This is a genomic window from Pseudonocardia sp. HH130630-07, assembly GCF_001698125.1.
Classification (GTDB): domain Bacteria; phylum Actinomycetota; class Actinomycetes; order Mycobacteriales; family Pseudonocardiaceae; genus Pseudonocardia.
This window is the reverse complement of sequence record NZ_CP013854.1, coordinates 6,001,127-6,021,292: the sequence shown is the minus strand read 5'-3', so window position 1 is coordinate 6,021,292 and position 20,166 is coordinate 6,001,127. Positions and strand designations below refer to the sequence as shown.

The window sequence follows — 20,166 nt, the reverse complement described above, 5'->3', positions numbered from 1 at the left end:
TGTCGTCAGTCGGGGGAGCCTCGGATACCCTGGGCCGTCCGCATGGCACACTCTGTGTGTCCGAGCGCCCACGTCCCGAGGTGGTTGATGGATACCGGTGAGTCCCGTACCCGGGGTCCCGCATCGGCGGAGTCCTCGACCGGGCCGGTCGCGCTGCGGATCCTGGTCGGCACGCACCTGAAGCGCTTCCGCGAGGCAGCCGGGGTCAGCAGGCCGGAGTCGGCGGACCTGCTCCGTGGCTCCGAGGCGAAGATCAGCCGGATCGAGTCCGGGCGGGTCGGCTTCAAGCAACGCGACGTCGCGGACCTGCTCACGCTCTACGGCGTGACCGACGAGACCGAGCGCACCGACTTCCTCGCGCTGGCCCGGCGGGCGAGCGAGCCCGGGTGGTGGCAGCCGTTCAGCGACGCCATGCCGGAGTGGTTCTCCACCTACGTCGGGCTGGAGCAGGCCGCGGTCTCCATCCGCACCTACGAGCCCCAGCTCATCCCGGGCCTGCTGCAGACCGAGGGCTACGCGCGGGCGGTGATCGAGCTGGGCCGCCCGGCGCCGCTGGAGGACATCGACCGCCGGATCGCGTTGCGCATGGGGCGCCAGGAGATCCTCGAGTCGGCCACGGCACCGGGGTACTGGGCGGTGATCGACGAGGCGGCGCTGCGCCGGCCGATGGGCAGCGACCAGGCCATGCGGGACCAGCTGGAGCACCTGCTGAAGGTCTCGGACCTGCCGAACGTGTCGCTGCAGGTGCTGCCGTTCAACAAGAGCGGCGCGGCGGCGGCCGGTGGCCCGTTCATCCTGCTCCGGTTCGCCCACGCCGATCTGCCGGACATCGTCTACCTGGAGCAGCTGACCAGCGCGCTCTACCTGGACAAGACCTACGACGTCGAGACCTACCGGGTGCTCATCGACCGGCTCGCGGCGGTGGCCCTCACGCCGCAGCGGTCGCAGGCGATGATCGCCTCGTTGCGCGGGATGTTCTGACCCGGCGCGGGGCCCGGTGCACCGCACCGGGCCCCGGCGCGGTCACTTCTTGAAGGCGATGCCGCCGTACTCGATCCATTCCCGGGTCGTCTGCCGCTCGGGCTCGACGCCGTCGGGACGCCAGGTGGAGATCTCGACGAGCCCGGGCTCGACCACCGAGAGCGGGCCGAAGAACTTCTCGATCTCCTCGGGCGTGCGGACCCGGCCCCAGCTGCCACCGGTGTTGGCCAGCATCATCTCGGTGAGCTGACGGCGGACCTCGGGGTCGTTGCTCGCCAGGTGCGACATGACCACCGCGCTGCCCTTGGGCAGCCGGTCCATCACGCCCTCGACCAGCGAGGCCGGGTCGTCGGCGTCCGGGATGCAGTGCAGGAACGACACGAACAGCGCCGCCGTCGGCTTGCTGAAGTCCAGCATCCGGGCGACCTCGGGGTCGCTGTAGATGGTGCCGAAGTCACGCACGTCGGCCTGGACGACGGTGGACGCCTCGTCCTGCTGGAGCAGCGCGCGGCCGTGGGCCAGGACGATCGGGTCGTTGTCGATGTAGATCGTCCGCGACTCGGGAGCCACCGACTGGGCGACCTGGTGCACGTTGTCCTGGGTCGGCAGGCCGGATCCGTGGTCGATGAACTGCCGGATCCCGTGTTCCCGGGCGAGGTACCGGACCGCGCGGATCAGGAAGCGCCGGTTGTTGATCGCCAGCGCCGCGGTGCCGGGTGCGGCGTCGGACAGCGCCGCACAGGCCTGCCGGTCGACCTCGTAGTTGTCCTTGCCCCCCAGGTAGTAGTCGTACATCCGCGCCACGCTCGGGGCGCTGACGTCGACCTCCGACGGAGTGGCCGCCCGGGCTCGATCCATACCTGCATCGCTCCTGACCTCGTCGTACGTCCAGGTGTCCGGTGCCACATCGTGCACGCACGGTGCACGACCGGCTCCGTGCTGCTGACGATGGTAGCGGCCGCCACGCACTGTGAACGTCGCACCCGGAGGACCGCCTGCGCAACTGGCGGATGATCAAATAGCTGCTACGGTTGCAATTGCATCCGTACTTGACGTTGGAAAGGTGCATCCGATGAGCGAGATGGAACTCCCGGGCGACCTGCGGTGGCGCAAGAGCGTCCGGAGCAACCCCAACGGTGCCTGCGTCGAGGTCGCCGCCCTCCCCGGCGGCGGTGCCGCCGTGCGCAACTCCACCCGTCCGGACGGGTCCTACGTGACCTACACCCGCGCCGAGATCACGGCGTTCCTGCAGGGCGTGCACGACGGCGAGTTCGACGACCTGATCGCCCCCTGACCCGGTGACCGGTGCGGCGGATCAGAGCCGCCGCAGGAAGTTCCCGATCCGCGTGACCGCCTGCTCCAGCTGGGGCAGCGCGGTCGCGTACGAGCACCGGACGTGGCCCTCACCGGAGGGGCCGAACACCGTCCCCGGTACGACGGCCACCGACTCCTCCCGCAACAGGCGCTCGGCGAAGGTCTCGGAGTCCAGCCCGGACGCCCGGATCGAGGGGAACGCGTAGAAGGCGCCGGCCGGCTCGGCACACTCCAGCCCGGCCTCGCGCAGCCCCTTGACGAAGACCCGGCGTCGGCGGTCGTAGTCGGCGACCATCTCCGCGACGTCGCCCTCGGCGCCCGACAGCGCCTCCACCGCCGCCACCTGCGACACGTGCGGGGCGCACAGCATCGTGTACTGGTGCACCCGCAGGCACAGCTCGGCGATCCGCCGCGGCGCGGCCAGCCAGCCCACCCGCCACCCGGTCATCGCCTGGGCCTTGGAGAACCCGCCCAGGACCACGGTGCGTTCGCGGGCCCCGGGCACGGCGCCCAGACAGGTGTGCGTCCCGGTGTAGGTGAGCCGGTCGTAGATCTCGTCGGAGAGCAGGTACAGGTCGTGGCGCTCGGCGAGTGCCACGAGCTCCCGCAGCACCTCGGGTGGCTGCACGGCGCCGGTCGGGTTGGCGGGGGAGCCGATGAGGACCGCCTTGGTCCGCGGCGTGACGGCGGCCTCCACCGCGGCGACGTCGATCGCGAAGCCGTCCTCGGCCCGGGTCGGCACACCGACCGGCGTGCCACCGGCGAACGCCACGCACGGCTGGTAGGCCACGTAGCAGGGTTCGGGCACGATCACCTCGTCGCCCGGGTCCAGCAGCACCCGCAGCGCGAGGTCCAGCCCCTCGGAGACACCGGTGGTGACCAGGCACTCCGTGGCCGGGTCGTAGTGCGCGCCGTACCGGCTCGCGAGGTCGGCGCAGATCAGCTCGCGCAGCCGGGGCAGCCCGGCGTTGCCGGTGTAGGTGGTGTAGCCGTGTTCGAGCGCGTAGATCCCGGCCTCGCGGATCCGCCACGGCGTCACGAAGTCCGGCTCGCCGACCCCGAGCGAGATGACGTCGTCCATCTCGGCGGCGATGTCGAAGAACCGCCGGATCCCGGACGGCGGGATCGCGCTGATCGTGGTGTTGAGCGGCTTCACGGGGTCACCGGGAGCCGGTGGTCCGCCTCGGGCTCGGCGAAGGCGTCGCCGTCGCGCTTGTGCGTGGCCAGCACGAAGTGGGTGGCCGTGGACCGGACCCGGTCGATCGTCGACAGCTTCTGGGACACGAAGTCGCTGACCGCGCGGATGTCCGGGCCGACGACGGTGCAGCGCAGGTCGTGCCCGCCGGAGACGAGGTAGCAGTCGCGGACCTCGGCGAAGCGGGAGATCCGGGCCGCGACGTCGTCGAAGCCGACGCCGCGTGCCGGGGCGACCGCGACGTCGATGAACGCGGTCACCGCGGCGCCCGAGCGCCCGGCCCCCTCGACGCCGTCGGCGCCGTCCTCGTAGCGGCCCCAGTCGACGACGGCCTTGTGCCGGCGGATCACGCCGGTGCGCTCCCAGCCGGCGATCAGGGCATCCACCTCGGACCGGGGGAGGCCGACCATGGTGGCGACGGTGTCGTGGCTCAGCGACGCGTCGCGTTCGAGCAACTCGAGGATCTCGCGCACCCCCGCGACCCTACGGCGCCGCCGGCCGGTCCCCGGCGGTGGTCACCCGGTCGCGGTCAGGCTGCGCGGTGTTCCGCCGGCTGCGCGACCGGCGGCACCGGCCGGGTGCGGACGGGGTCGAGCAGGCCGCACTCGAGGTCGGCGAGCCCGGACCGGGTGCACGGCCCGCAGACGTAGCCGACGCCGGACGGGCCGTGGTGGCTGCTCCAGGCGAGCCCGCGGGCGTCGGCCGGGGTGCGGGGGCGGGAGCAGAGCGGGCAACCCGAGAGCGTGTCCATGTCCGGTGAGCATGCACCGCGACCGTTGCCGGGCGGTGACGGGGTGCGTCGGGAGCGTTGCGTTCCGGCGACGATCCGGGGTCGTCCCCGATCGGGCGGCACCGGGTCACGAGACGGGTTCGACCCGGCGCACCGGGTCCCCCGCGGAGCCGGTGCGCGACTAGGGTCCGCGCACATGAGCACCGAACCGCCGCAGGGCGGCGATCCCTCGCCCGGCGCCGGGAGCCCGTCGGCGGACCGGCCCTCCGCGCAGCCGCAGGGCTACCCGCCGCCGTACGCGGGTGGGCCGTACGGCGGTGCCCGGCCGTACCCCGGGCAGCAGCAGCCGTACGGCTACCAGGAGTACCCCGCCGGGGTCCGCTACGGCGAGGGACAGCCGCCCGCCGGGCCGTACGGGTACCCCGCGGGGGCGTACCCGCCGCCCCACGGCGGGCACCCGCCCTACGGCGGCCCGCAGCAGGCGCAGGTCGGCCACCCGTTCCCGAGCACCTCGCCGGACCCGCTGGTCCCGTTCTCGCTCGGCGACTGGTTCGCCAAGGTCGTCGGCACCGTGGGCCGCAGCCTGAAGCCGCTGCTGCTGATCCAGGCGCTGGTGTTCGTCCCGATCCTGCTGACCCAGCTGGTGCTGCTGTTCCTCGGGCTGAGCACGGGGCCGGGCTACCTCGGGCGCGGCTTCGCGAGCGCGACGGTGCTGAGCGGCGCGACGCTGCTCGTCGCCCTGCTCACGGTGCTGACCGTCGTGGTCTACGCGCTGGGCGCGGTGGCGTCGGTGTTCGTCGTGGTCCGGGACGCCGCGCGCCGGCCCTACACCCGCGACCAGGTGCTCGCGTTCGTCCGGCACCGGTCGTTGCCGGCCATCGGCTGGACCGTCGCCGCGGCGGCCGTCGTGTCCGTCGGGGGTGCCGTGCTGGGCGGGCTGCTCGGGTTCTTCTCGCTGCTGCCGGTACTGGCCGGCTCGCTCTACGCCGGCACGGTGCTGAGCGCGCTGCCCGGGGTCGTCGCGGTCGAGCGGGGCGGGATCGCCCGGATCTTCACGCTCACCCATCCCCGGTTCTTCCCGACGCTGGGCCGGCTCGTGCTGGCCGGACTGGCGTCCGTGGTCGTCGTGGTCGTGATCGGGGTCGTCGCCGGGCTGGCGTCCGTCGTGGGCCCGGTCGTCGGGACCATCGTCGGTGTGGTGCTGGCGGTGCCGGTCGCCGTCGTCGCGAGCGCGGTGGTCGTGGTGGTCTACGCGGAGAACCGGTTCCACGAGAACCACGCCGTGCACACGCCGGTGCTCGCCGACGAGATCGACCGACCCTGAGCACGCTCACCGGCCGGTCGCTCTGACAGGCTGGTCGGTGATGAGCACCGACGGCCTGTTCGACATCGACCCCGGACCGGACGGCGACCCGGACGCGGCCGACGACGGCCCCCGCCCGGACGCACCGCTGGCGGCCCGGATGCGCCCGCGCAGCCTCGACGAGGTCGTCGGGCAGTCCGAGCTGCTGGCCCCCGGTGCGCCGCTGCGCCGGCTGCTCGACGGCGGCGCCGCGGCGTCGGTGCTGCTCTACGGCCCGCCGGGGACCGGGAAGACGACCCTGGCCCGGCTGATGGCCGGAGCGGGCGGCGGGCAGCGGCACTTCGTCGCGCTGTCCGCGCTCTCGGCCGGGGTGAAGGAACTGCGCGCCGTCATCTCCGAGGCGCGGACGCGGCGGGACCGCAGCGGGACCTCGACCGTGCTGTTCATCGACGAGGTGCACCGGTTCTCCCGCACCCAGCAGGACGCGCTGCTCGGCGCGGTGGAGGACCGGCTGGTCCTGCTCGTGGCGGCGACGACGGAGAACCCGTCGTTCTCCGTCGTGTCCCCGCTGCTGTCCCGCTCGCTGGTGCTGCAGCTGCAGTCGCTCGGCGAGGACGACGTCCGGGCCCTGCTCCGCCGCGCCGTCGCCGCCGAACGCGGGCTGAACGGCACCGTCGTCCTCGCCGAGGAGGGCGAGGACGCACTCGTCCGGCTGTCCGCGGGGGACGGGCGGCGGGCGCTCACCGCGCTGGAGGCCGCAGCGGACGGCGTGCTGGGCGCCGGCGGGGACGCCGTCGTCGACCTCGACGCGGTCGAGCGGGCCGTGACCGAGGTGGCGGTCCGCTACGACCGGGCCGGTGACCAGCACTACGACGTGATCAGTGCGTTCATCAAGTCGATCCGGGGCTCGGACCCGGACGCGGCGCTGCACTACCTGGCTCGGATGATCGTCGCGGGCGAGGACGCCCGGTTCATCGCGCGCCGGCTGATGGTGCACGCCTCGGAGGACGTCGGACTGGCCGATCCCACCGCGCTGCCCGCCGCGACGGCGGCCGCGCAGGTCGTGCAGCTCGTCGGGATGCCGGAGGCGCGGATCGCGCTCGCCCAGGTCACCGTGCACCTGGCGACCGCGCCGAAGTCCAACGCGGTGATCACGGCGATCGACGCGGCGATGGCGGACGTGCGCTCCGGCAAGGTCGGCGGGGTGCCGCCGCACCTGCGCGACGGCCACTACGCCGGGGCCCAGAAGCTCGGCAACGCCGTCGGCTACCGCTACCCGCACGACGACCCGGACGGCGTGCTCCGCCAGCAGTACCCGCCGGACGACGTGGTCGGGACCGACTACTACACGCCGTCCGGCCGCGGGTACGAGCGCACGCTCGCCGAGCGCCTGCCGAAGCTGCGCCGGGTGGTGCGGGGCTGACCCGGCTCAGCCGGTGCTCAGCGTGACCCCGAGGGCGTCGGTCGCGGTCGCGATCGGGGTGAAGTAGCTGGTGCAGTTGTCCGGGCCACCGGCGCCGGTGTGCACGCCCTGGGCCTGCCCGCCGGAGGTGATGTAGGGCGCGCCGGAGTCGCCCTCCTGGGCGCAGGTCGCCACCGAGGTGAGCCCGGACTGCTGCTGGCCCTCGAAGTTCACGGTGACGTCGGTGCGCTCGACGGGACCGCAGGACCGGCCGCTGGTCGAGCCGTAGAAGCACACCGAGGCGCCGACCGGGGCCGCGGAGCTGCCGGCGACCGGGGTGCCGGCCACCGTGGGCGACGCCGTGCCGGACTCGACGGCGATCATGCCGACGTCGATCCCGCCACCGGCGGTCCGGCTGGTGCTCCCGATCGGGTTCTGGGCCTCGTCGTACCAGGTCGCGGAGCCGCCGCGGGTGCAGTGCCCGGCGGTCAGCAGCCAGTCGCCCGCCGAGTCCGAGGCCACGAACCCGGCGGTGCAGCGCTGGGCCCCGTCCCGGATCGTGTCGCCGCCGGACACCGCCTGCCGGTGCGGTGCGGCGGGCACCCGCTCGACCCGGTACGCGGCGGGGTCCATGCCCGAGGTCAGCTCGCCGGCCAGCGTGTCCGCCCCGGGACCGTCGACCATCTCCAGCACGACCTGCTCGGTCCGCGGGTCGACGCCGTAGGCGGCCAGCCCCTCGGGCATCGCGTCCGCCGTCCGGGCGGCCAGCTCGCCGAGCACAGCGGCCGGGTCGCGGCGCGGCTCGTCCCGCACGACCGGGGTGGCGCCGAGCCCGCTCAGCACCGGGGCGAGCGCCGGGTCCCAGGTCCCGGCCATCAGCTTCCCGTCCTCGAACCAGGTGCCCGCCAGCGCGCCGCCGCCGGCCTCGGTGACCGCGGGGAGCAGACCGGCCGCGGCGTCCTCGGTCAGGGCCGGCAGGCCGACCGGCAGCGTGGGGGCCGCCGTCGCGGGGACGGCCACCCCGATCCCGATCGCGGCGGTGGCGCCGAGCACGGTGAGGAGCAGGCGGCGTGGGTGACGCAGGGGCACTGAGGATCCTTCGGCAGGGAGCGGGCGGGGGGAGCGGACACGGACATCCGGCTCAACGACGCGGACCCGGCCGGGTCACGGTTGCGTTCGTATCTCGCGAACCCGCCGGACGGCGCTCGCGGCGTACCGCAAATTGAGCATCTGCATTGACCCCGTTCGGAGGCGTGGCCAGGGTTGAACGCAGGCCGGACGGATGGTCCGGCACGGGGGGACGGGCGCGGCGGGCAGGTCGCACCCGAGGGGAGCTCTGGACAGGATGCCGGACCGGGCCGCGGCCGTCGCCGCACCGACCGTCGTCGACGGCGGTCGTGGAGCACCGGGCCGGGCCCCGGGCGCCGAACCGTTCCCGGCCGAGCTGCTGGAGTCGGCCGTCCACGGTGATCCGGACGCGGTGGCGCTGCTGCTGTCCCGGGTCCATCCGCTGGTCCAGCGGTTCTGCCGGGGCCGGCTCGGCCGCCGGGAGACGGTCGCCGGGTCGGCCGACGACGTGGCCCAGGAGATCTGCATGGCCGTGCTGGCCGTGCTGCCCGGCTACACGCTGTCCGCGCTCTCGTTCCGCGCGTTCGTCTTCGGCATCGCCCGGCACAAGGTCGCCGACGTGTTCCGGGCGATGGCCCGCAACCGGTGCGACGCGGTGGAGGAGCTGCCCGAGCGGACCGGCGACGCGGACGACCCGGAGCAGGTGCTGCTCGACGCCGAGCGCAGCGAGCGGCTGAGCGGGCTGCTGGCCGTGCTCGGCCCGCGGCAGGCCGAGATCGTGACCCTGCGGATCGCCGTGGGGATGACGGCGGAGGAGACCGCCGAGGCGGTCGGCTCCACCCCCGGCGCCGTGCGGGTGGCCCAGCACCGGGCCCTGCAACGGCTGCGCCGCGAGCTCGACGCGCTGGAGGTCCGCCGGGAGAGCGCCCGGCCGGGCCCGCCGGTGCCGGTCGCGGTCCCGGCCCAGCGGTCCCGGTCGTCGAGTGACCGGTTGATCACGAAGCGTGCTCTTTCGGGTATCCCTCCGGCGATCCCGCGGGCCCGGGAGGCGTAGCCGTCTACGTTGCGCGCCATGGCCGATCGCTACGACACTGCGCCGCCCCCGCCGGACGACCCGCTCGTCGCCCGGGACCTCGGTGCCTGGTTCGGGCGGAGCGTGGCGGTCACCCGGCGCAGTCTCGTGCCGTTGACGGTGATCCAGCTGCTGGTGTTCGTCCCGGTGGCGCTGGTCGTCGGGGTGCTGGGCGGCCTCGGGGTGTTCGACGGTGCCGAGGCGCTGGCCCCCGGCTACGGGTTCGACTACGCGCTGTCGACCGACGTCGGCCTGGTGCGTGTGGTGTCCGCGGTGCTGGGCACGCTGGGACTCACCGCGTCGGTCTTCGTGATCGTCCGGGACGCGGCCGGGGTGCGGTGGACGCCGGGCGAGGTGCTCGGGTTCGCCGGTCGGCGGTTCCTGCCGCTGCTGGGCTGGACCGTCCTCAGCGCCGTCCTGACCGTCATCGGGTACGTGCTGCTCGTGCTGCCCGGCGTGTACCTGACGATCGTGTTCGGCGGGGCGCTGCTGGGCGTCGTCGCCGTCGAGCGGTCCGGACTCGGCCGGACGTTCACGCTGGTCAACCAGCGCTTCCTCGGCACCGTCGGCCGGTTGCTGACGCTGTTCGTGATCACGGTCGGCTACGGCGTCGCCGCCGTCCTGCTCGGCGGGCTGTTCTCGCTCGGCTCGTCGCCGGGGGACCCGGAGCTGGTCGTCAGCCAGCTGGTGATCAACCTGCTGACGATCCCGCTGGTCGTGTTCACGACCTCGGCGCTGGTCGTCCTGTACTGCGGGCTGCGCGCCGACGAGGCGCCCGGGACCGGCACCCGGACCTTCCTGGCGGAGATCGACCGCCGGTGACCGGCGGAAACCTCCTCGCACACGGGGAGTAGCCTCGAACCGCCAGCCATCGCCGTACCCGTCACGAGAGTCCTCCGGTGCAGACCCACGAGATCGTCCGTCGTTTCACCGCCCACTTCGAGGGTGCCGGGCACACCCCCGTCCCGAGCGCCTCGCTGATCCTCGAGGATCCGCAGCTGCTGTTCGTCAACGCGGGCATGGTGCAGTTCAAGCCGTACTTCCTCGGTGACGTCCCGGCTCCGTACCCGCGGGCCACGTCGATCCAGAAGTGCGTGCGCACGCCGGACATCGACGAGGTCGGCAGGACGACCCGGCACACCACGTTCTTCCAGATGGCCGGGAACTTCTCCTTCGGCGACTACTTCAAGCGCGGCGCCATCGAGCTGGCCTGGACGCTGATCACCAACAGCCAGGCCGACGGGGGTTACGGCTTCGACCCGGAGCGGATCTGGGTGACCGTCTACAACGACGACGACGAGGCCATCGGGATCTGGCGCGACGTCGCGGGGCTCCCCGAGGAGCGGATCCAGCGTCGCGGCGGCGACGACAACTACTGGGACATGGACGTGCCCGGTCCCGGCGGCCCGTGCTCGGAGATCTACTTCGACCGGGGCCCGGAGTTCGGCGCCGAGGGCGGCCCGGAGGCCGACGAGGACCGCTACCTCGAGATCTGGAACCTCGTCTTCATGCAGGACGAGCGCGGCGAGCTGTCCCCGAAGAAGGGGCACCCCCCGATCGGCACGCTGCCGCACAAGAACATCGACACCGGCATGGGCGTCGAGCGGGTGGCCTTCCTGCTGCAGGAGGTCAACAACGTCTACGAGACCGACCTCGTCCGCCCGGTGATCGCCAGGGCCGAGGAGCTCTCCGGCCGGCGCTACGGCGCCGACGAGGCCGACGACGTCCGCTTCCGGGTCATCGCCGACCACGCCCGGTCCAGCCTGATGATCGTCGGCGACGGCGTCACCCCCGGCAACGAGGGCCGCGGCTACGTGCTGCGCCGCCTGCTGCGCCGGATCGTCCGCTCCGCCCGGCTGCTCGGCATCACCGGGCCGTGCCTGGGCGAGTTCGCCGCCGTCGTGCGGGACACGATGGCCCCGACCTACCCGGAGCTGGCCGCCGACTTCGAGCGGATCTCGGCCGTCATCCTGGCCGAGGAGGAGACCTTCCGCGGCACGCTCACCGCCGGGGAGAAGATCTTCGCCGGGGCCGTCGCCGAGGCCCGATCGGCCGGGCGTTCGACGCTGCCGGGCGACCAGGCGTTCGCGCTGCACGACACCTACGGCTTCCCGATCGACCTCACCCTGGAGATGGCCGCCGAGGCCGGGCTCGCCGTCGATCGCGAGCGCTTCACCGCGCTGATGGGGGAGCAGCGGGCCAGGGCCAAGGCCGACGCCGCCGGGCGCAAGGTCGGTTTCGTCGACGCCTCGGTGTACCGGGCCGTGCTCGACACCCACGGGGTCACCGACTTCCTCGGCTACCAGACGCTGAACTCCGAGGCCCGGGTCGTCGGCCTGCTCCGCGACGGGCAGACCACCCCGGTCGCCGAGGAGGGGCAGCCGGTCGAGGTCCTGCTCGACCGCACGCCCTTCTACGCCGAGGCCGGTGGCCAGCAGGCCGACACCGGCGTGCTCCGCGGCGGGTCCTTCGAGGTCCGGGTGGACGACGTGCAGGCCCCGGTGGCCGGGCTGCGGGTGCACCGCGGCGTGGTCACCGCCGGCACCGTCACCCTCGACGCGGAGGTCGTCGCCGAGGTCGACCCTGCGCGGCGCACTGCGATCTCCCGCGCGCACACCGCGACCCACCTGGTGCACGCCGGTGTGCGCGGTGCGCTGGGCAGCTCCGCCGCCCAGGCCGGCTCGCTGAACGCCCCGGGCCGGCTGCGCTTCGACTTCACCTCGCCGACCGGGGCCGTCTCCCCGGCCGCCCTGGTCGAGGTCGAGGAGGAGGTCAACACGGTCCTGCAGTCCGACCGTGAGGTCCAGACCTACGAGACCTCGATCGACGAGGCCCGCACCCTCGGCGCCATGATGTTGTTCGGCGAGAAGTACGGCGACCGGGTCCGCGTGGTCGACATGGGCGACTACTCCCGCGAGCTGTGCGGTGGCACCCACGTGCGCCGCACCGGCGAGCTGGGCCTGGTGCGGGTGCTCTCCGAGTCCTCGATCGGTTCCGGTGTCCGCCGGGTCGAGGCCCTGGTCGGGCTGGACGCGTTCCAGCACGCCACCACCGAGCACCTGCTGGTGAACCAGCTCGCCGAGCAGCTCAAGGCCCGCCCGGAGGAGCTGCCGGACCGGATCTCCGGCCTGGTGGAGCGCCTGCGCACCGCCGAGCGGGACCTGGAGAAGCACCGTGCCGACGCCGTGCTCGCCTCCGCGGGGAGCCTGGCCGGTGCGGCCGAGGACCTGGACGGGACGGCGCTCGTCGCCGTCACGGCTCCGGACGGGGTGGCCGGCAACGACCTGCGCACCCTCGCCGCCGACGTCCGCGGCAAGCTCGGCGACCGGCCCGGCGTGGTCGCGCTGTTCGCCGTGGCCGACGGCAAGGTGTCCTTCGTCGTGGCGACGACGAAGGCCGCCCGGGACGGCGGTGTCGCCGCCGGGAAGCTGATCGGCGAGTTCGCGCCGGCCGTCGGCGGGCGCGGCGGAGGCAAGCCGGACCTGGCCCAGGGCGGCGGCACCGACCCGTCCGGGATCGACGCCGCGGTCCAGAAGCTTCGCGCCGCGCTGCGCCCGTGATCCGGCCCCGCGGCCGGCGCCTCGGGATCGACGTGGGCGCCGTCCGGGTCGGGGTCGCGATGTGCGACCCCGACGGGATCCTCGCCACCCCGGTGGAGACCGTCGCGCGCGACGTCGAGAACGGCTCGGACGTGCGCCGGATCGCGGAGCTGACCGCGGAGCACGACGTCGTCGGCGTGGTGCTCGGGCTGCCCCGCAACCTGCGCGGCGAGGACGGCCCGGCGGCGCTGGCGGCCCGGGAGTTCGCCGACGCGCTGACGGCCGGGCTGGACGTGCCGGTCGAGCTGACCGACGAGCGGATGACGACGGTCGTCGCGAGCCGCCAGCTCTCCGGCCGCGGGGTGAAGGGCCGCCGGCAGCGGGCCGTCGTCGACCAGGCCGCCGCGGTGCAGATCCTGCAGGGCTGGCTGGACCGCACCCGGGGCTGACCGGCGGATTCAAGATCGACTTTCCCGGGTGCCTGCCGCGCGTGGAACTCCGACCGTTACCCTCGGAGGCGTGACGGCCCCGGCGAGAAGCACGTGAACCGACGTACCCGGGCACGGGCCCGGGTGTGAGCACCCCGGTGACCGCGCCGCCCGTCCGCCACCGCTCGACGCCCGTCGACTTCCGACGTCGCCGGCTCGCGCTGCTCGCGTCCGCGTTGCTCGCGGGCGCGGTGCTGGTCGCCGTCTCGGTGATGCTGCTCGGCCCGGACGACTACCCCGGCGCGGGCAACGGTTCGGTCGTCGTGCGCGTCGCGTCCGGCGACTCCACCAGCGCGATCGGGGACGCCCTCGTCGCGCAGGGGGTCGTCAAGTCGCGCGGGTCGTTCGTCTCGGCGGCCGCGGAGGAGCCGGGAGTCGCCCGCGTCCAGCCGGGGTTCTACGAGCTGCGGGCGCAGATGTCCGGCGCGGCCGCCGCCGAGGCGCTGGTCGACCCGCAGCGCCGGGTCGGGTTCATGGACGTCAAGGGTGGTGTGCAGCTCGACGACACCCGCGCCCCGGACGGCACGGTCAGCCCCGGCGTGCTCTCCCAGATCTCGCAGGCGACCTGCCTGGGCGCGGCCGACGGCGACGCCGAGTGCACGGCCGTCGAGGACCTGCGGGCGGCGATGGCCGCCGCGGACCCGGCCGCGATCGGGGTCCCGGAGTGGGCCCGGGCCGGATTCACCGCCGCGGCCCCGGAGCGCAGGCTCGAGGGCCTGGTCGCCCCCGGCACCTACGACGTCGACCCGCAGGGCTCCCCGGAGGACCTGCTGCGCGAGGTGCTGGCCGTGTCCGCGGAGCGGCTCGCCGACGCCGGGCTGTCGGGCGAGAACGCCTACCGGACCCTCGTCCTGGCCTCCATCGTGGAGAAGGAGGCGCTCGTCCCGGACATGCCGAAGGTGGCCCGGGTGATCGAGAACCGGCTCGCCGTCGACCAGCGTCTGGAGATGGACTCCACGGTCAACTACCCGCTCGACGTCCAGGCGCTGCGGACGACGGCCGAGGCCCGGGGGACGGCCGGCCCCTACAACACCTACATGACCACCGGGCTGCCGCCGACGCCGGTCGCGTCGGTGTCGACGGCGGCGCTGCAGGCCGCCGAGGCGCCGGAACCGGGGCAGTGGCTGTTCTTCGTCCGGTGCACCACCGAGGGCACCTCGTGCTTCGCCGTCACCTTCGACGAGCACCGGGCCAACGTGACCCGGGCCCGGGAGGCCGGCGCGTTCTGAGCCGGCTCCGATCCGGTCACCGGCGCGCGGCGGCCCGGCCGCGGGCGCCGGGCACGACGATCTCGTCGTCACCGACGATCATGAACCGCTCCAGCCCCGGCACGTGCACGGTGACCACGGCCAGGTGCTCGCCCACGTACTGCTCCCGGGCCCACACCTGGTGACCGTGCCCGGCGAGGAGGTCGAGCAGCCGGTCCCGGTGTCCCCGCGGTGTGCCGGGCGTCTCCCGGCCGGCGAACGGGACCCGGGTCGCGCCCGGCAGCCGGTCGGACAGATCGGCCAGGTAGCAGCGGTGCAGCGCCGGGTACGCGGCCGTGCGGACCGGCTCGGTACCGCTCGCCGACGGGGTCGCGTGCAGCCCGGAGTGGCACTGGACGAGCTCGTACAGCGCCCGCTCGACGGCGTAGCGGGGTGACAGCGACGCCCCGCAGCCGCGGAACCGGGACGGCTGCCCCGGCGTGGGCGCGACGTAGGCCCAGTAGGCGGGCACGCCGAGGTCGGTCGTCATGTCGAGCAGCCACACCCGGGTGCCGACGACCCGTTCGGCCGTCGCGTGCAGCTCGGCGAGGCCGCCGGGCAGGGTGGCGGGATCCAGCACCGACAGGGTCCCCGGCGGGTCGGCGAGGAACTGCCGGACCAGCAGCAGGGACATGGCGTCCCGCTCGACGATCTCGTTGAGGGCGTGCACGACGGCCTCGTCCGGGGTGCGCCCGGCCGCCCAGCCGTTGTTCGTCGAGTACCGGGCGACGACGCCGTAGTCGTAGGTGTCACCCGCCGCCGCGCGTACCGCGGGCGGCTGCAGCAGGTACCCGGGCATCGAGACGAAGGCCGGTACGTCCAGGTCGGCACCCCCGGTCAGCGAGCGGTGGGGCAGGCAGGCCAGCGGCCGGTCCGGCCCCTCGGCCAGCAGGGCGAGCAGGGCGTCCCCCGCATCGGCGGGGACGGCGACCTCGTGCGCGGTCCGCAGCACCAGCTCCCGGGGGTCGGGCACACAGCCCAGATGGTGTTCCAGCGCCTCGTAGACCGCCCCCACCCGGGCGGCCGCATCCGCACCCTTCCCGGAGCCGCGTCCGTACTCCAGGGCGACACCGTCCCGGTGCAGGACGCAGTGCCAGGCGCCGGTGCCGAGACCGGGCCGGGCGGCGGGGACCGGGGTCAGCTCGGCCGTCAGCCCGAGTGCGGCGACCGCGGCCAGCGCGTGGTGGTGGGCCTCGGCGAGCGGGTGCGCACGCTCGCCGTCCTGCGGTGCGTCGACGTCGGTGATGGGCACGGGACTCCCGTCGGTACGCGGGTGACGGTGGTGGTGCGGGAGGTCCCGCACCACCACCCGGACGTCAGGCCGAGCCGGAGGTGTCCGGCCGGTCCCGGCCGGCGTCCCCGGTCAGCTCGGCCAGCAGCTGCTCCTCGCTCGCGGCGAGCTGCACCTCCTCGCGGGGCGGCGGGAGACGGTCGATACCCATGTGCAAGCCCATGTCGATCACCTTTCGCGTGGTCGCCCACCGGGTCCGATGGAGCCCCGAACGTCGCACGCACGGTCGTCGCCACGCCCGGCGCGGACGCGGGACGGGTACGCATGCCGCCCGTGCGGGCAGGAACCGGGCACCGTGGTGGAGGGAATCCCGTCGCCGCGGGCCGGGTCGGTGCCTACCGTGACCGGATGCCCGACGCGCTCTACGACCATCCCCGGCTGGCACCGGTCTACGACGCGTTCGAGCCCGACCGCCGGGACCTCGACGCCTACGTGGACCTGGCCCGCGAGCGCGGGGCCCGCCGCATCGTCGACCTCGGGTGCGGGACGGGCGTGCTCGCACTGCGGCTGGCGGGTCCGCGGCGTCACGTCACCGGTGTCGATCCGGCCGCCGGGTCGCTGCGGGTGGCCCGGTCGAAGCCGGGTGCCGACGCCGTCGGCTGGGTGCACGGCGACGCGCGCGCGATCCCGCCCGGCTCCGACGTCGACCTGGTGACGATGACGGGCAACGCAGCCCAGGCCGTCCTGACCGACGACGGGTGGGCCGCGATGCTGCGGCACGTCCGCGCCGCGCTGCACCCGGACGGGTGCTTCGTCTTCGAGACCCGCCGCCCGCAGGCGCGGGCGTGGGAACGCCGGGCGGGCGACGGGGTCGAGACGGCCGAGGTGGCGGGGATCGGCCGGGTGCAGCGCCGGCACCGGCTCACCACGGTCGACCTGCCGCTGGTGACGTTCACCTACACGTACCGGTTCTCCGCGGACGGCACGACGCTCACGTCGGAGTCCACCATCCGGTTCCGCGAGCGCGACGAGATCGAGCGGACGCTGCAGGACGCGGGCCTCGGTGTGCACGAGATCCGTGACGCGCCCGACCGGCCGGGGCTGGAGTTCGTCGTCCTGGCGGTCCCGCGGGGCGGGTGACCCGGGCACGGTCTCGACTGCAACGTCCGGCGGAACCGCACGGTGGGAACTCTGCTTCTCGGTCGGCGCCGCTACGACCACTTCGCGCCGTTCTGGTGTTCCGGAGTTCGGAATCTCGGCTCACAGTGTGCTCGATGGAAAGCGGAATCCTCGACGAGATCCGCATTCTGGTACACCTCGTCCTGCCAGGTCACGGACATCGCATGCTGGCCGGTGCAGGGCGGCGGACGGCGTTCACGGCCGGCTTCCCGGCGGCGTGCTCATCGGGAAACGTGCTCACCACCTCTCGGCCGATCGAAAGGCGTTCCGGGCTGTATAGAGTTCTCGGTATGGCCGACTGGGAGATCGCACAGGTGAACATCGGACTACCCACGACCCCGTTGACGGAACCGGAGATGGGGTGGTTCACCGGGGCGCTGGATTCGGTCAACGCGGTCGCGGACTCCGCACCGGGATTCCGATGGCGCCTGCAGACCGAGGACGGCGACGCGACGGCGATCCGGGCCTTCGGGGACGACCGGCTGATCGTCAACATGTCGGTGTGGGCCTCGGTGGAGGCGCTCGCGGACTTCGCCTACCGGAATCCGGAGCACCTGGCTGTGCTGCGCCGGCGACGGGAGGGCTTCCGCCGCCTCGGCCGGCCGCACCAGGTGCTGTGGTGGGTTCCGCGGGGCCACCGGCCGTCGGTGGCCGAGGCCGAGGAACGCCTGGACCATCTGCGCGAGCACGGCGCGACGGCCCGGGCCTTCACGTTCCGGGAACCGTTCCCCGCTCCCGGGGCCGTCGTGGAGCAGGCCCGGGCCGGCGACCCCGGGTGGCGCTACACGGTCTGATCCGCGGTGGCGGCCACCACCCGCGCGCCCGCCGCGGAGAGCACGAGCGGATCCGCCGACCGGCCATCGTCATTCCGCCACCCGGCGCACCCGTTGCGTGCCAGAATCCCGCCGGGGTGCGGGATCGACCTGCCGGAACGTCCTCCGGCGGCCCGGCCCGAGGGGGAATCATGCGTATCCGACCGTGGGCGGTCGCCACCGCCGTCCTGGCGCTCGCCGCCGTCGCGAGCTGCTCGGGGCCGGCCGCGACGGCCGATCCCCGCACGGAGCTCGCCGGCCAGGTCGAGCAGGCGCGCTCGGCGGGCTCGGTCCTGTTCGACACCCGCTACGAGTCCCCGCAGACCCCGCCGCTCGCGTTCACCGGGGGCCTGGCCTGGGCGGACGGGCTCACCGGCGAGATCAGCGGCTCGGGGATGACGGTGCGCATCACCCGGGACGCCCTGTACTCGCCGCTGCCCCAGGGACTGCCCGCGATGGGCCCGCTCGCCGGGAAGTCGTGGATCGAGCAGAGCTTCGCCGACCTGGAGCAGCAGTTCGGTCCGCTGGGCACCACGTTCCGCGCCGCCTTCGAGCGGACCGACCCGATCCGCAGTGCCGCGCTGCTGGTGCAGGCCGGGGACCTGCGCGTGGTCGGCGAGGAGGACCGGGGCGGGGTGCCGACGACCCACTACGCCGGCACCCTCCGCTTCCACGAGGCCGTCGTGGACCTCCGGCTCGGCCTGGACCAGGCGACGCTCGACGGCCTGCGCGCGCAGTACCCCGGCGACGACAGCCAGACCCTCGACCTGTGGGTCGACTCCGACGGGAAGCCGGTGCGGGCGGAGAACCGGGCTCCGGACGGCACGGTGATCAGCGCCGACTACCGGGACTACGGCGCCCCGGTGTCGGTCACCGCGCCACCGGCCGACGAGGTCGTCGGGGCCGATCAGCTCCGCTCGGCGTTCGGGCTGCCCGGCAACTGACCGTCGGCGGGCCGGGGCGTCACTGCCCCCAGAAACCCGCCGGCGGCCGCGGCGACGGCACCGCCGTCGCGTCGGTGACGACGGTCCCTGCGTGCGCGCGGACGGCGGCGTCGTCGAGCACCCGGGCCGGGAACGGGTCCGCCGCAGCCCGGCGCACCAGGTCGTGGACCGGCAGCGCCCGGTCGGCGCCGACGAGGACGAGGTTGCCGAAGCGCCGTCCCCGCAGCACGTCCGGCGCGGCGATCGCGGCCAGCTCCGCGAAGGCCGAGCCCAGGGTGGCGACCTGGCCGGGGAGGAACGGCCACGGGGCGCCGTCGCCCAGGTTCGCGACGTACACCCCGTCCGGTGCGAGCACCCGGCGCACCTCGTGCAGGAACTCCACGGTCGTGACCTGGGCCGGGGTCCGCGCGCCGGCGAAGACGTCCAGGACGACCAGGTTGTACGCCCCGGCCGCGAACGACGCCAGGCTCGTCCGCGCCTCGGCGGTCACGACCTCCAGCCCGTCGGAGTCGCCCGGTCCGGGCAGCCGGTGGGCCACCATGTCGGCCAGCGCCGCGTCGAGCTCGACGACCGTCTGTGCCGAGCCGGGCCGGGTCGCCGCGAGGTAGCGGGCCAGCGTCCACGCGCCGCCCCCGAGGTGCAGCACGCGCAGCGGCACCGCCGGTACCGCCACCAGGTCCGTGACGTGCGCGATCCGCCGGACGTACTCGAACTCCAGGTGCTCGGGATCGGCGAGGTCGACGTGCGACTGCGCGGTGCCGTCGAGCAGCAGCGTCCAGGACTGCGGCCGGTCCGGGTCCCGGACCAGCTCGGCCACACCGTGGTCGACCTCGGCCCGGATCACCGCCGCGGCGTCCCGTTCCGCCGCCCGTGACGCGCCGCTGTCCATGCCGCCATCCTGCCCGCCCACCGGTCGCGGAGTTGTCCACAGGTACCGGGATCGTGGGTGCAACCGGCTCCGCAGGCGGCAGGCTCGATCCGTGGACCTCCTCGCCGCACTCCCCGTCGTCCTCACCGCCGCCGTGGCCGGGGCGCTGTCCGGCGCGCTCACCCGGCGGTGGCTCGCGCGCCTGCGGCGCGGGGCACCGGTCGCCACGGGGTGGTGCGAGACCGGCCTGGGCGCGCTGTGGGCGGCCGTCGCGCTGCTCGTCGCAGACGGTGTGGTCGCCGCGGCGTGGGCGCCGGTGCTCGCGGTGCTGGCCTGGCTCGGTGTCGCCGGCTCCGCGACCGACCTGTTGCGCCGGCGGCTGCCGAACGCGCTGACCGTTCCGGCCCTGCCCCTGGTGGTGCTCGCGCTGGTCCCGGCCGGCGGTGCCGCGGTGCTGCGGGGCCTGGTCGGGGCCGTGCTGCTGGGCGGGGCGTACGCGACGGTCCACCTCCTGGTGCCCGGCTCACTCGGAGCGGGTGACGTGAAGCTGGCCGTTCCGGTCGGGGCGGCGGTCACGGGTCCCGCCTGGGGTGCGCCGGTGCTGGTGGCGTGCCTGGCCGCGGTGTTCTCGCTGATCGTGGCGGGCTGGGCGGCGGGTACCGGCCGGGCGCACTGGGGCGACGGGCTGCCGCACGGCCCGGTGCTGCTCGCCGCCGCGCTGCTGACGGCCGGGGCCGGTGCGGCGGTCCGAGGCTGACCGGGGTCGCGGAAGTCCGGGTGGAAGAATGAGCGC

21 protein-coding genes are annotated in these 20,166 nt (G+C 74.4%); 13 read left to right on the top strand and 8 right to left on the bottom strand.

The annotated features are described in order from the left end of the window. Window positions 1-87 precede the first annotated feature (87 nt). Window positions 88-981, top strand: coding sequence for a helix-turn-helix domain-containing protein (locus AFB00_RS28390; RefSeq protein WP_068799728.1), 894 nt, complete (start codon window positions 88-90; stop codon window positions 979-981). 42 nt (window positions 982-1,023) lie between these two features. Here the strand turns inward: AFB00_RS28390 and AFB00_RS28385 are convergent, their stop codons facing one another. After that, window positions 1,024-1,839 (bottom strand): SAM-dependent methyltransferase, encoded by an 816-nt coding sequence (locus tag AFB00_RS28385; RefSeq protein WP_068799727.1) that lies wholly within the window; start codon window positions 1,837-1,839, stop codon window positions 1,024-1,026. A gap of 214 nt (window positions 1,840-2,053) precedes the next feature. Between AFB00_RS28385 and AFB00_RS28380 the strand changes: the two genes are divergently transcribed. Continuing rightward, complete coding sequence (locus tag AFB00_RS28380; protein WP_068799726.1) at window positions 2,054-2,275, top strand: DUF397 domain-containing protein; 222 nt, start codon at window positions 2,054-2,056, stop codon at window positions 2,273-2,275. Between the two features lie 21 nt (window positions 2,276-2,296). Here AFB00_RS28380 and AFB00_RS28375 read toward each other — a convergent pair whose 3' ends face one another. From AFB00_RS28375 to AFB00_RS28365, 3 genes are read right to left on the bottom strand one after another with little or no spacing between them, the layout of a single operon-like run. Further along, complete coding sequence (locus AFB00_RS28375; RefSeq protein ID WP_068799725.1) at window positions 2,297-3,451, bottom strand: aminotransferase class I/II-fold pyridoxal phosphate-dependent enzyme; 1,155 nt, start codon at window positions 3,449-3,451, stop codon at window positions 2,297-2,299. Further along, window positions 3,448-3,963: an Lrp/AsnC family transcriptional regulator gene (locus AFB00_RS28370; RefSeq protein WP_068799724.1), complete on the bottom strand. Its 516-nt coding sequence runs from the start codon at window positions 3,961-3,963 to the stop codon at window positions 3,448-3,450. Before AFB00_RS28370 ends, AFB00_RS28375 begins: the two co-directional genes overlap by 4 nt. Window positions 3,964-4,019: 56 nt before the next feature. After that, the gene (locus AFB00_RS28365; protein ID WP_068799723.1) at window positions 4,020-4,241 is read right to left on the bottom strand and encodes a hypothetical protein; all 222 of its coding nucleotides are present in this window, start codon (window positions 4,239-4,241) and stop codon (window positions 4,020-4,022) included. Between the two features lie 175 nt (window positions 4,242-4,416). Here AFB00_RS28365 and AFB00_RS28360 point away from each other — a divergent pair, with 175 nt between their 5' ends. Together AFB00_RS28360 and AFB00_RS28355 are read left to right on the top strand one after the other, a co-directional pair. Further along, window positions 4,417-5,544, top strand: coding sequence for a hypothetical protein (locus AFB00_RS28360; RefSeq protein ID WP_068799722.1), 1,128 nt, complete (start codon window positions 4,417-4,419; stop codon window positions 5,542-5,544). A gap of 40 nt (window positions 5,545-5,584) precedes the next feature. Continuing rightward, window positions 5,585-6,946, top strand: coding sequence for a replication-associated recombination protein A (locus AFB00_RS28355; protein ID WP_068799721.1), 1,362 nt, complete (start codon window positions 5,585-5,587; stop codon window positions 6,944-6,946). A 6-nt stretch (window positions 6,947-6,952) separates the two neighbouring features. Here the strand turns inward: AFB00_RS28355 and AFB00_RS28350 are convergent, their stop codons facing one another. Further along, complete coding sequence (locus tag AFB00_RS28350) at window positions 6,953-8,014, bottom strand: S1 family peptidase (protein ID WP_068799720.1); 1,062 nt, start codon at window positions 8,012-8,014, stop codon at window positions 6,953-6,955. 256 nt (window positions 8,015-8,270) lie between these two features. Here AFB00_RS28350 and shbA point away from each other — a divergent pair, with 256 nt between their 5' ends. The 5 genes from shbA (at window position 8,271) to AFB00_RS28325 (ending at window position 14,321) form a co-directional block, all read left to right on the top strand. Further along, on the top strand, window positions 8,271-9,047 hold the full coding sequence (gene shbA, locus AFB00_RS28345) for an RNA polymerase sigma factor ShbA (protein WP_068799719.1): 777 nt from the start codon (window positions 8,271-8,273) through the stop codon (window positions 9,045-9,047). An 18-nt stretch (window positions 9,048-9,065) separates the two neighbouring features. Next, on the top strand, window positions 9,066-9,887 hold the full coding sequence (locus AFB00_RS28340) for a hypothetical protein (protein ID WP_068799718.1): 822 nt from the start codon (window positions 9,066-9,068) through the stop codon (window positions 9,885-9,887). Window positions 9,888-9,964: 77 nt separating this feature from the next. After that, window positions 9,965-12,625, top strand: a complete 2,661-nt coding sequence (alaS, locus tag AFB00_RS28335) for an alanine--tRNA ligase (RefSeq protein ID WP_068799717.1) — start codon at window positions 9,965-9,967, stop codon at window positions 12,623-12,625. Further along, window positions 12,622-13,053, top strand: a complete 432-nt coding sequence (gene ruvX, locus AFB00_RS28330; RefSeq protein ID WP_068799716.1) for a Holliday junction resolvase RuvX — start codon at window positions 12,622-12,624, stop codon at window positions 13,051-13,053. The genes alaS and ruvX overlap by 4 nt, the downstream gene beginning before the upstream one ends. Before the next feature lie 125 nt (window positions 13,054-13,178). Further along, a complete protein-coding gene (locus tag AFB00_RS28325; RefSeq protein ID WP_083275892.1) occupies window positions 13,179-14,321 on the top strand; it encodes an endolytic transglycosylase MltG in 1,143 nt (380 codons plus the stop codon). A 16-nt stretch (window positions 14,322-14,337) separates the two neighbouring features. Here the strand turns inward: AFB00_RS28325 and AFB00_RS28320 are convergent, their stop codons facing one another. Together AFB00_RS28320 and AFB00_RS35540 are read right to left on the bottom strand one after the other, a co-directional pair. Then, on the bottom strand, window positions 14,338-15,591 hold the full coding sequence (locus AFB00_RS28320) for a YcaO-like family protein (RefSeq protein ID WP_197519692.1): 1,254 nt from the start codon (window positions 15,589-15,591) through the stop codon (window positions 14,338-14,340). A gap of 64 nt (window positions 15,592-15,655) precedes the next feature. After that, window positions 15,656-15,781 carry a hypothetical protein gene (locus AFB00_RS35540; RefSeq protein ID WP_257785246.1) on the bottom strand — a complete coding sequence of 42 codons (126 nt, stop codon included), beginning with the start codon at window positions 15,779-15,781 and terminating at the stop codon, window positions 15,656-15,658. A gap of 197 nt (window positions 15,782-15,978) precedes the next feature. On the opposite strand from AFB00_RS35540, the gene AFB00_RS28315 reads away from it, so the two are divergent. From AFB00_RS28315 to AFB00_RS28305, 3 genes are all read left to right on the top strand, one after another. Beyond that, complete coding sequence (locus AFB00_RS28315; RefSeq protein WP_068800764.1) at window positions 15,979-16,710, top strand: class I SAM-dependent DNA methyltransferase; 732 nt, start codon at window positions 15,979-15,981, stop codon at window positions 16,708-16,710. Window positions 16,711-16,844: 134 nt separating this feature from the next. After that, window positions 16,845-17,543: a DUF3291 domain-containing protein gene (locus AFB00_RS28310; protein WP_335726548.1), complete on the top strand. Its 699-nt coding sequence runs from the start codon at window positions 16,845-16,847 to the stop codon at window positions 17,541-17,543. Window positions 17,544-17,713: 170 nt separating this feature from the next. Then, on the top strand, window positions 17,714-18,505 hold the full coding sequence (locus AFB00_RS28305) for a hypothetical protein (protein ID WP_068799713.1): 792 nt from the start codon (window positions 17,714-17,716) through the stop codon (window positions 18,503-18,505). Between the two features lie 19 nt (window positions 18,506-18,524). Here AFB00_RS28305 and AFB00_RS28300 read toward each other — a convergent pair whose 3' ends face one another. Further along, window positions 18,525-19,394, bottom strand: coding sequence for a spermidine synthase (locus tag AFB00_RS28300; RefSeq protein WP_068799712.1), 870 nt, complete (start codon window positions 19,392-19,394; stop codon window positions 18,525-18,527). A gap of 91 nt (window positions 19,395-19,485) precedes the next feature. Here AFB00_RS28300 and AFB00_RS28295 point away from each other — a divergent pair, with 91 nt between their 5' ends. Beyond that, window positions 19,486-20,130: a prepilin peptidase gene (locus AFB00_RS28295; RefSeq protein WP_068799711.1), complete on the top strand. Its 645-nt coding sequence runs from the start codon at window positions 19,486-19,488 to the stop codon at window positions 20,128-20,130. Window positions 20,131-20,166: the final 36 nt, after the last annotated feature.